Annotated in this window: 11 protein-coding genes and 1 rRNA gene; 5 read left to right on the forward strand and 7 right to left on the reverse strand. The window is 57.2% G+C overall.

Going from position 1 to position 10,084, the window contains the following annotated elements; all coding sequences use genetic code 11:
- Positions 1-56 precede the first annotated feature (56 nt).
- Positions 57-169: ribosomal RNA gene (gene rrf, locus JWR14_RS34055) — 5S ribosomal RNA — on the forward strand.
- 364 nt (positions 170-533) lie between these two features.
- Here rrf and JWR14_RS34060 read toward each other — a convergent pair.
- Both JWR14_RS34060 and JWR14_RS34065 read right to left on the reverse strand, forming a co-directional pair.
- Complete coding sequence (locus tag JWR14_RS34060; RefSeq protein WP_299718272.1) at positions 534-1,460, reverse strand: SDR family oxidoreductase; 927 nt, start codon at positions 1,458-1,460, stop codon at positions 534-536.
- Positions 1,457-1,663, reverse strand: a complete 207-nt coding sequence (locus JWR14_RS34065; protein WP_299718274.1) for a cation transporter — start codon at positions 1,661-1,663, stop codon at positions 1,457-1,459. Before JWR14_RS34065 ends, JWR14_RS34060 begins: the two co-directional genes overlap by 4 nt.
- 97 nt (positions 1,664-1,760) lie before the next feature.
- On the opposite strand from JWR14_RS34065, the gene cueR reads away from it, so the two are divergent.
- Together cueR and JWR14_RS34075 are read left to right on the forward strand one after the other, a co-directional pair.
- Positions 1,761-2,147 carry a Cu(I)-responsive transcriptional regulator gene (gene cueR / locus JWR14_RS34070; protein WP_299718276.1) on the forward strand — a complete coding sequence of 129 codons (387 nt, stop codon included), beginning with the start codon at positions 1,761-1,763 and terminating at the stop codon, positions 2,145-2,147.
- Positions 2,148-2,421: 274 nt separating this feature from the next.
- Positions 2,422-2,568 (forward strand): DUF3563 family protein, encoded by a 147-nt coding sequence (locus JWR14_RS34075; RefSeq protein WP_086382270.1) that lies wholly within the window; start codon positions 2,422-2,424, stop codon positions 2,566-2,568.
- 93 nt (positions 2,569-2,661) lie between these two features.
- On the opposite strand, the gene JWR14_RS34080 is transcribed toward JWR14_RS34075, so the two are convergent.
- The 3 genes from JWR14_RS34080 to JWR14_RS34090 all read right to left on the reverse strand — a co-directional run bounded on the left by JWR14_RS34080 (position 2,662) and on the right by JWR14_RS34090 (position 5,821).
- On the reverse strand, positions 2,662-3,075 hold the full coding sequence (locus JWR14_RS34080) for a DUF305 domain-containing protein (RefSeq protein ID WP_299718283.1): 414 nt from the start codon (positions 3,073-3,075) through the stop codon (positions 2,662-2,664).
- A gap of 764 nt (positions 3,076-3,839) precedes the next feature.
- The gene (gene rlmJ / locus JWR14_RS34085) at positions 3,840-4,685 is read right to left on the reverse strand and encodes a 23S rRNA (adenine(2030)-N(6))-methyltransferase RlmJ (RefSeq protein WP_299718285.1); all 846 of its coding nucleotides are present in this window, start codon (positions 4,683-4,685) and stop codon (positions 3,840-3,842) included.
- Positions 4,686-4,849: 164 nt separating this feature from the next.
- Positions 4,850-5,821: an aldo/keto reductase gene (locus tag JWR14_RS34090; RefSeq protein ID WP_299718287.1), complete on the reverse strand. Its 972-nt coding sequence runs from the start codon at positions 5,819-5,821 to the stop codon at positions 4,850-4,852.
- Between the two features lie 245 nt (positions 5,822-6,066).
- On the opposite strand from JWR14_RS34090, the gene JWR14_RS34095 reads away from it, so the two are divergent.
- Positions 6,067-6,864, forward strand: coding sequence for a 3-hydroxybutyrate dehydrogenase (locus JWR14_RS34095; RefSeq protein ID WP_299718289.1), 798 nt, complete (start codon positions 6,067-6,069; stop codon positions 6,862-6,864).
- Positions 6,865-6,932: 68 nt separating this feature from the next.
- Positions 6,933-8,171 carry a patatin-like phospholipase family protein gene (locus tag JWR14_RS34100; RefSeq protein ID WP_299718291.1) on the forward strand — a complete coding sequence of 413 codons (1,239 nt, stop codon included), beginning with the start codon at positions 6,933-6,935 and terminating at the stop codon, positions 8,169-8,171.
- 151 nt (positions 8,172-8,322) lie between these two features.
- Here the strand turns inward: JWR14_RS34100 and JWR14_RS34105 are convergent, their stop codons facing one another.
- Positions 8,323-9,522, reverse strand: a complete 1,200-nt coding sequence (locus JWR14_RS34105) for an amino acid aminotransferase (RefSeq protein WP_299718293.1) — start codon at positions 9,520-9,522, stop codon at positions 8,323-8,325.
- Positions 9,523-9,620: 98 nt separating this feature from the next.
- On the reverse strand, positions 9,621-10,084 hold a 464-nt coding region (locus tag JWR14_RS34110), incomplete at its 5' end, for a hypothetical protein (RefSeq protein ID WP_299718295.1).

Here is a 10,084-nt window from a genome sequence, read left to right on the forward strand (position 1 = left end):
TCTTCCCCAGATTGGTTCAGTTGCACCGCTGCACGCGACTGAACACCCCCCTTATGCCTGTTGACCATAGCGAGTTGTTACCACCCCTTCCCATCCAGCACAGGACCGTGAAACGACTACACGCCAATTATAGTGCGGATACCCGTGTGAAAGTAGGTAATCGTCAGGCTCCTCATTCGCTGCAGTCCATCGCAGCTTCGCCAAAACCCCACCCCACAAAGGTGGGGTTTTTGCGTTTCAGGCTCCACCCTTCAAAACCCCGCTCCGAACACCCCTCCATCACCCGCTTTCGCCTTCTTCAACACGTGAATCGTGAAGTTCTTCTCGCTTAAATCACTCGTTCGATAGGACCATAAATCTTCAGTCCGCCATGCAAGCTTATTCAGCCGCGTGAGGAAACCGTCAGTCTCAGGCCGACGTCAAAACTGACACCTTGGCTATCTTTCACTATTCGCCAAGCGGCGAGATGCAGATGTGACGAACCGTTGAATTCGGAGATCGCTTGGTTGGCTATGTCCGAATTTCACGGTCTCTTATAAGTTTGTCGGGCGTGGCCAGTTTTGTAGCACCGTACGGATCGCGGTGTCGAAAGGGGTTCGTTGTCCTATGTTCAAAACCTCCAACGCATCCGAAGTGAGATGGCAGTCCCGTGGGCGCGGAGTGGCATCGATCGGTGTTCGTTGTGCTGTGATGCGTGCATCAATGTTCAGCACTTTCGCGATCCGCTGCGCAATGTCGAACTTTGTCATTGGCTCGTCGCCGGACCAATGCATCACGCCGGTAACTGATTCACCAATTTCATGACGCTCCAACAACTGCCGGATCACAACCGCCACATCAGGCGTGAAGGTGGGGTAGCGCGTTGCCCAAGCGTCCATCACCGCCGGAGCTACCCCGCGAGCCGACTCCACGATTGCCGGCGCTAAGCTTGTCACCGCCGACTCACCCCAGTCGACCACCGGGCCATAAAGGAGCGGCAACCGCAGCACGCAGGACCGCGCACCGGATTGCAGCAGCGCCTGCTCTCCCTCAAGCTTGCTGCGACCGTAGGCGTTAAGGGGATTCGGCGCGTCATCCGGCTGATAGGGTGCTTCTGTGCCATCGAAGACATAATCGGTCGAGATGGACAGGATCCACGAATCAAGTTCCCGTGCGGCGCTCGCGATATAACGTAATGCGTCGACATTCAAGGCTCGCGTAAGCATCGGATCATTCTCACAAACGTCTGGACGCCGTTCGGCCGCAGCCAAAATGATTGCGTCAGGCGCCTGGTCAGTGACGAAATGGCGGACGGCCCCCTCGTCCCGGATATCGAGGGTGATGGAGTTCGCGTCGCCATGACGAAACGCTGTTCGTATCACCCGCCACCGGGTTATCGTGGCCAGTTCGTTTGCAACGGCGCGCCCAAGCAACCCGGACGCGCCAATCAACGCAACTCTGAAATGCGGCCCGCGAGTCATGCGGCCTTCGCCGATACGACTGTGTAACCCGCTTCATCGATCGCTTCCTTTAGCGCATCGACGGTTTCAGCCGATGCCACCACAACACGCCCGAGTTCGAGATCCACTTGAACTTGCGCGGCGGCGTCGATTTCGTGGATTGAGCGCGTAACCGCGGCGACGCAATGCTGGCAGCTCATGCCTTCTACCTGAAATTCAGCCATATCAATTCCTTGCCTGGGTTTTTGTAAGAGCGAACCATGCTATACCTTCCTATCGTTGGAAGGTGTAGAGTCTATGGAAAATTTCGGAGCATCTGCGATGAACATTGGCGAAGCGGCTCGCGCGTCCGGCGTGACGGCGAAGATGATTCGATATTACGAGAGTGTTGGCCTCTTGCCACCGGTTGACCGGACAGCATCGGGGTACAGGATGTACGGGACTCACGAGGTTCACGCGCTACGTTTTGTTCGGCAGGCACGTCGGCTCGGCTTTCTGGTGGACGATATTCGCAAACTCCTGGCCTTGTGGCAGGACCGGCAGCGCGCCAGTGCTGAGGTCAAGGCAATCGCATTGGAACATGTTGCGGAACTGGATAGGCGCATCGCGGAACTCACGGATATGAGGGACACGCTCGCTCATTTGGCGGTTAATTGTCAAGGTGACGGCCGGCCCGATTGCCCCATTCTGGAAAGACTGGCAGGGTGATCGTGTTGGTGCGTCTGGGCAGGGCCGCTCGTCTGATTTGCGCACTATAAATGTGCAAAAACAACAGGCCGGCCTGAAAATTTCCGAGAACACTAGAGGAATCAACCACTTGTCCTGTGGCGGTGCATGCACCATTCCAAATAAGAATGCACCCAATGCAGGCATTTCACTAACACCTCCAGCTCGGTTGCTCTATAATCCGGGTTAACCCTTTCGAGGGATATCCCTGACCCGAACCGCCGGGGATTCATTTGAAATCCTTGGAGAAAAAATCATGTTTGCATTCTTGCTCGAAAAAGTCAGCGTCTGGTTTGAAACCGCCGAACGTAATCGTCGCGAAGAATATCTGGCCCAATCGTCGGATATCGTCCAACTCGAAAAGCGTATCCGCTCGTTGGAAACCGAAGGCTACTCGCTGTAATTTCACCGAAAACATCCGGTTGAAAAATTGATCAAGCCCCGCGTGCGGGGCTTTGTCATTTCTGCGGTACGTTCGCCGCTCAGGTCATTGTGGTCACTTTTTCTGCGGGTGCGCTGCGAGCCATTGCTTCATGAACGTAACCTCCTTGTCCTGCGAAGCAATGATCTCCTTGGCCAAGGCCCGCAACTTGGCGTCCTTGCCGTACTTCAGTTCGATCTTTGCCATCGCGACGGCGCCCTCGTGGTGCGGGACCATATGCGCGACGAAATCATGATCGGCGTCACCGGTGTACTCAACGCCGGACATGCCGGACATCATCGAATGATCGGCTGTCTGGAATTCCTTCGTCGAGGCGGAATCGCCCTGGTTGCCGTTTGCGGCTGACATATTCATGCCTCCCATCGATGCAGAAGATGCCGGCGTCTGTGCAAACGCAGCGGGCATCGAGACAGCGATTGAGACTGCAAACGCGGCTGTGCCGGCGAGGAAGGTTTTCGGGAACGTCATCGAATCTCCTTGAATGTCGACTTTCGGGAGAGCTAGCTTAAAGCTTGCCATCGCGGTAAGGTAAAGCGCTTTTATATGATGTGAAATGAATCGGACCGATATACGTGTCGGCGATCATTTATTCGACAATCGGGGGCGCTGTGAGTCCGGAACTTCGACCTATCAAATCTGTGGCGATTGCGGCCCTATGTCTTGTTTCGGGTTTGACGACGCCAGACGCATTCGCCCAGGCAGGCGGTCAGCCGCTTATTTTGGACACGCAGACAGGGATTCACAGCGGCGCGGGCGGTACCGTTCTGCAAACGGGTCCGTTGAATGGTTCGGACATGGTGCCCGCGCGTCCAATGGCCAAGTTGTCCGAATTGCCGCAGCAAGATCAGCAGACGATCATTGTTTCGCCTTATATCGACCTTCAGCAGGGCGGACATCATGGCGGGCAGGGGCACGGCTCCTCCACAAGCCCACAGCCATCGCCGTCCAATAACCGGAATCAGCCACGTTCGACGTCAGCTCATTCCGGTGCATCTTACGGCGCGTCAACCGGCACTCAAACTCAGGCCCCAGCTCAAACCAGGCCTGCAATGCCGCAAGTGCGGCAGTCTCCTGGGCAGCCCCCGATAATCACGCCCGTACCCATTGCATCGCGGAAATCCGTCGCAACACCGAGCCCTGTATCGACCGTGCCAAAGCGATCGTCAGACCCGCATACCGTAACCGGTGCGGTTACCTCGTCGCTTGATTAACGGCGCACGGTTCAGAGGTGATCAGTCACCACGATGTTCGAGTTTGAACGCCGCCTTGCTGTCCTGACCGAGTGCGTCGACGAGATAGGGCAGCGTCTCTTTCAACTCAGCCGCAAGCGTATACGGCGGGTTCACGATAAACACGCCGCTCCCGAACAGGCCAAAGCCGTCGACGGGAGGTTTGCTCACGGTCAATGAAGCATGCAACCAATTCTTGGGTTGAACGCGCTTCAATTGATCGGCGAAACGCTGCGACTCCAGCCGCGTCACCTGCGGATACCAGATTGCATAGGTGCCGGTCGCAAAGCGCTTCAGGCTTTCCTCAAGGCAGTTAAGCGTGCGTGCGTAGTCGCGTTTGTCTTCGTACGACGGATCGATCAGGACGAGCGCGCGACGAGGCGGTGGCGGTAACAGCTTGATGATGCCGTCAAAACCATCGCCTTCGAAGAGCACTGCACGCCGGCCGGCGTCGCGGAAATTGTGGCGCAGCACATCGATTTCGGTGGAATGCAGCTCGAACAACCGCATGCGATCCTGCTCGCGCATCACTCGCCAAGCGAGATAGGGCGAGCCCGGATAGAACTGCAGCTTGCCGTCCGCATTCAGCGCCTTTACCTCTTTGACGTAATCCTTGAGCAAGCCTGGCAAATCACGCTTGGTCCAAATCTTGGCAATGCCTGTTTCGAACTCTCCCGTTTTGGTCGCAAATCCGTCGGTCAGCGAATACACACCGGCGCCCGCGTGGGTGTCGATATACCAAAACGCCTTGTCCTTTTGGGCAAGGTGTTGCAGCAACTGCACGACGACCGCGTGTTTCAGCACGTCTGCGTGGTTGCCTGCGTGAAAGGCGTGTCGGTAACTGAGCATGGCAAAATGAGTGAGCGAGACGAGAATGAGCGCGGCCTGAGCCAGACGGACGAAGAAAGTACCTAAGCGCCAAGATGCGCTACGGCACCACAAGGCGCACGCGGCAGGGTCGTTATTGTAGCCGACGACCCTGCTTGTTAAGGCTAACGCGTCAGACCAGCCCGTCAGACGAACGCGTCGCCCACAATTTCCTCGATGCGTTGCTTCACCTCCGGCGTGATCTTTTGCACGACGTCGATGGCCTTCATATTCTCGTGAATTTGTTCGACCCTCGATGCGCCGGTAATGACTGTGCTGACACTCGGATTCAATAAAATCCAGGCGAGTGAAAGCTGTGCAAGCGAGCAGTCAAGCTGGTCGGATACTTCCGCAAGGCGCCCAACAATGTTATTCGCGCCCTTGTCGGTCAGCTTCTTGGCCAACCACTCGTAACCTTGAAGCTGCGCACGGCTGTCCGACGGAACGCCATCGCGATACTTGCCGGTGAGCAACCCCGAAGCGAGCGGACTCCAGGTTGTCAGACCCAATCCAATGTCCTCATAGAGACGCTTGTATTCGTTCTCGACCCGCTTGCGATGCAGCAGGTTGTACTCCGGCTGCTCCATCACGGGTTTATGCAGATGATGCCGCTCGGCAATGTCGTACGCCGTGCGAATCTCGTCGGCGCTCCATTCCGATGTGCCCCAATACAGCGCTTTACCGCGCGCGATGATGTCGCTCATTGCCCATACGGTTTCCTCGATCGGCGTACGCGGATCTGGCCGATGACAAAACACAAGATCGACGTAATCGAGTTGCAGGCGAGCAAGCGACCCGTCAATGGCGTTATGCAGGTATTTGCGGCTGAGCGTTTGCTGTTGGTTCGGCCCTTCGTTGATACCGAAGAAAAACTTGGTCGACACCACGTAGCTAACCCTCGGCCACGCGAGTTCTTTCAGCGCGCGGCCCATGATTTCCTCGGACTTGCCTTTGGAATAAACCTCGGCGTTATCGAAGAAATTTACACCGTGATCGCGGGCGGCAGCGAGCGACTCGCGCGCCGCGCGATGGTCGACCTGCGTGCCGTAGGTGACCCACGAGCCGATCGACAATTCGCTGACCTGCAGGCCGGAACGCCCTAGCCGACGATAGTTCATATTCGTGATCTCCAGTTTTGGGTTGGGGTTGCATCAGGCGGGTTTCAAAGCTTAATCCGATTTCAGGATTCGCGTGGTCATGCCCGACTTGGCCGGCCCTTACGTTCATTGGACGTGAGTTTGAACGATAGCGCGGCCCAAGGGCATCGAATAGCTGACCGAATGGTCTATGACATTTATCGAGGTTGATCGGCGTGGCGTTGCGTGGTTTCATTGTTCGAACCTGAACGAAGGAGGGGCGACAAATGACCTCACTGAATACGAGTCTGGCGGGCAAGGTGGCGGTGGTCACGGGCGCGGCGAGCGGGATCGGTAAGCAAATTGCCCTGACGCTTGCCGAGGCAGGCGCAGCGGTCGCCATAGCGGACCTGAAGCAGGACGCCGCCGACGCAGTGGCCGAGCAGATCCGGTCGCAGGGCGGCCGGGCGCTAGGCCTCGTGATGGACGTTACCGACGAACAGGCGGTGAATACCGGCATTGATCGGGTGGCGGCGGAATTTGGCTCAGTCGATATCCTGGTGTCGAATGCCGGCGTGCAGATCGTTAATCCGATCGAGAACTACGCGTATTCCGACTGGAAGAAGATGCAGGCCATTCACGTCGACGGAGCGTTTCTGACCACGAAAGCTACGCTCAAGCACATGTACAAGGACGATCGCGGCGGTGTCGTGATCTATATGGGATCGGTGCATTCGCACGAGGCGTCGGCCCTCAAGTCCGCGTATGTCACGGCCAAGCACGCGTTACTCGGACTGGCTCGTGTGCTGGCGAAGGAGGGCGCGAAGCATCACGTGCGCTCGCACGTGGTGTGCCCGGGTTTCGTGCGCACGCCGTTGGTTGACAAGCAGATTCCTGAGCAGGCCAAGGAGCTTGGTATTACCGAAGAAGACGTGGTCAAGGACGTGATGCTGGGCGGCACCGTTGACGGCGTGTTCACAACGGTGGAAGACGTGGCTCAAACGGTTCTGTTCCTGGCAGCTTTCCCCACGGCTGCGCTCACGGGACAATCGGTCGTGGTGAGTCACGGCTGGTACATGCAGTAAGCCTTCAAACAGGAGTATCGATGGCAGAGCGAACGGGCAGTGCACGCAGACAGAATGAGACAAAAGGAATGAAACGGACTAAAGAGCCTCGCCAAGTGACGTCGCTCGATCTTGGCGAATCGCCTGAGGCATTTGCATCGGGCGGTCCTGAAGCGGAGAAGCGTATCAAGTTGCCGCCGTATGAAACCATCGCGTTGATGTTGCAGGGCGGTGGTGCGCTCGGCGCATATCAAGCGGGCGTGTATCAGGGGCTGAACGAGGTTGGGATTCACCCGAACTGGGTTGCAGGGATATCTATTGGCGCTTTGAACACGGCGATCATTGCCGGGAACGCGCCCGAGGATCGTGTGCCGCGTCTGCTCGAGTTTTGGGAGACGATCTGCCAGCCTGCTTTCATGCCGCCGTTGCCCGCTTTTGTAGAGCACGCGTTCTTCAATTCCACCGATGAGATTCGCAAGGCTTTCACCGCCATGCAGGCCATGGGCGCACTGGTCGAAGGACAGAAAGGGTTTTTCATACCGCGTTTTCCGCCGCCGTCACCGTTGGCTGCAGGAGAGCCGGACACGGCGAGCTTCTATGACACGTGTCCTCTCAAGGGGACACTCGAACGGTTCTGCGATTTCGATCGGATCAACTCGCGTGAGACCCGGGTGTCGGTGGGCGCGGTGAACGTAGCTACCGGTAATTTTGCGTATTTCGACAACACTCACATGAAGTTGCGTGCGGAGCATTTCATGGCTTCGGGAGCGTTGCCGCCGGGTTTTGCGGCCGTCGAAATTGATGGTGAGTATTTCTGGGACGGTGGCCTGATGTCCAATACGCCGCTTTACGAGATCGTGCAGGCTACGCCGCGTCGTGACACGCTCGCGTTTCAGGTCGATTTGTGGAGCGCGCGTGGGCCCGTGCCGGACAGCATTGTCGACGTGATGGGGCGCGTGAAGGACATTCAGTACTCCAGCCGGACGCGCCTGGTTACCGACACCTTGCAACGCTCACAGCGGTTTCGAAACGTATTGAGGGAAGTGCTGGACAAAGTACCGGCGGATATCCGCAACAGCGACCCTTGGTGCAAGACGGCCGAGGAACTCGCGTGTTCGAAGCGGTTTAACGTGATTCACCTCATCTACCGGCACAAGGAATACGAAGGGCACTACAAGGATTATCAGTTCGGGTTGTCGACCATGCGTGAGCACTGGGAGAGCGGCTTGTCCGATATTCGCGGCACGCTCACGCATCGCGATTGGCTGGATATGCCGAACAACGACGCGGGTTTCATCACGCACGACATTCATCGCGACGGGCGTTGATCGGGTGTCACAAGCTTATCGGTAGGGTGCGAGCGGAGAATCGTGGACGGTCCCATGTCCGCAACACACCCGCACACCCGTGATCTCAAAAAAAACGGCGCTCACACGGAGCGCCGTTTTTGAGACCACGAAGGAGACACGAAAACCAAACTTACTTCAGCACGGTTGAGATGGCGTTGGCCACCACTTCAAGGTTGCGCGTGTTCAACGCGGCCACGCAGATGCGGCCCGTGCTGACGGCGTAGATCCCGAATTCCTCGCGCAGACGATCGACTTGCGGCGAGGTCAGGCCCGAGTATGAAAACATGCCGCGCTGCTGGTTCACGAAGCCAAAGTCGCGCTGCACGCCCGCTGCCTTGATTTGCTCGACCAGGCCGTTGCGCATGGCGCGAATGCGGTCCCGCATTTCGCCGAGTTCCTGTTCCCACGTAGCGCGCAATTCGGGCGAAGCGAGGACTGCGGCGACAACTGAACCACCGTGCGTCGGCGGATTCGAATAGTTCGTGCGGATCACGCGCTTGAGTTGCGACAACACGCGCGTGGCTTCTTCCTTGGCGCTCGTAATGATCGACAGTGCGCCCACGCGCTCGCCATACAACGAGAACGATTTGGAGAACGACGATGACACGAATACGTTGAGATCTGCCTTGGCAAAGAGACGGACGGCCGCAGCGTCAGCGTCGATGTTCTCGCCGAAGCCCTGATAAGCGATATCGAGGAACGGAACCAGCGAGCGTGCCTTGACCGTTGCCACCACTTGTTGCCACTGCGCCGGGGTCAGGTCGACGCCGGTCGGGTTATGGCAGCACGCGTGCAACACGACGACCGTTCCGGCCGGATAGCCGTTGAACGCTTCCAGCATGGCGTCGAACTTCACGCCGTGCGTGGCTGCGTCGTAGTACGGGTAGTTCAAGACCTCAAAACCCGCGTATTCGAACAACGCGCGGTGGTTTTCCCAGCTCGGGTCGCTGATGGCGACTTTGCCGGTGGGATTCAGCCGCTTCAGAAAGTCGGCGCCAATCTTGAGCGCACCCGTTCCACCCAGCGCCTGCGCCGTAATCACGCGGCCGTCGGCGATAAGCGGCGAATCATTGCCGAGCAGCAGCTTTTGTACGGCTGAGTCATAAGCGGCAATGCCTTCAATAGGCAGATATCCACGCGGAGCAGCAAGTTCCGCCCGTGCTTTTTCGGCTTCACGAACAGCGCGCAGAAGCGGAATCTTGCCTTCTTCGTTGAAATACACGCCCACACCGAGATTGACCTTGGTCGTGCGCGGATCGGCGTTGAAGGCTTCGTTCAGGCCCAGAATCGGGTCACGGGGGGCAAGCTCGACGGCTGAGAAAAGAGACATGATTTATCGACGGTAGTGGAAAGGCGGCACGGGCGATCGGGATGGGAAATCGGCTGCTCAACCGCTAAAAACAGCTAAAAAGCGGTACAAACCGGACCTCAAGGAGCCAACAGGAGCCAACAAAACTCCGTCCCATCGATGAAAACCCCAGTTCGGCATTGTAACGAATCAGCCGCCGCTTTTAGGCTTGGCGAAAGGGAAGAAATGCAGGATTTGGCCATTTTTTTCCGGTATTTTCCTGATTTTTTATAAAAATCAGGACGACAGGGCACCGCGTATCGAAACATTGTCCCCACGCTTTCACTAACCAAAACAATCACTTGCGATTTGGTGGCGTCACCCCATCTTGGAAAGATCGGGCATTGGGCGAAAGCCTCGCTCAAATTGCCTGAAACCTGTTCCGACAATCCTGATCCGCCGTCCAAACCCGCTCCTGCGCGAACCGCTAGAATGGGTGTTTGCTCTCGGCCAAGGCACCTCATCCTCATGTCCGATACCCCGCTACTCGAAACCACCGAAACCCTCGACGAATCCAAATTTGTCACTTTCGAAGGTTCGCCGT

The sequence above is a fragment of the Caballeronia sp. genome (genome assembly GCF_028292365.1).
GTDB lineage: Bacteria > Pseudomonadota > Gammaproteobacteria > Burkholderiales > Burkholderiaceae > Caballeronia.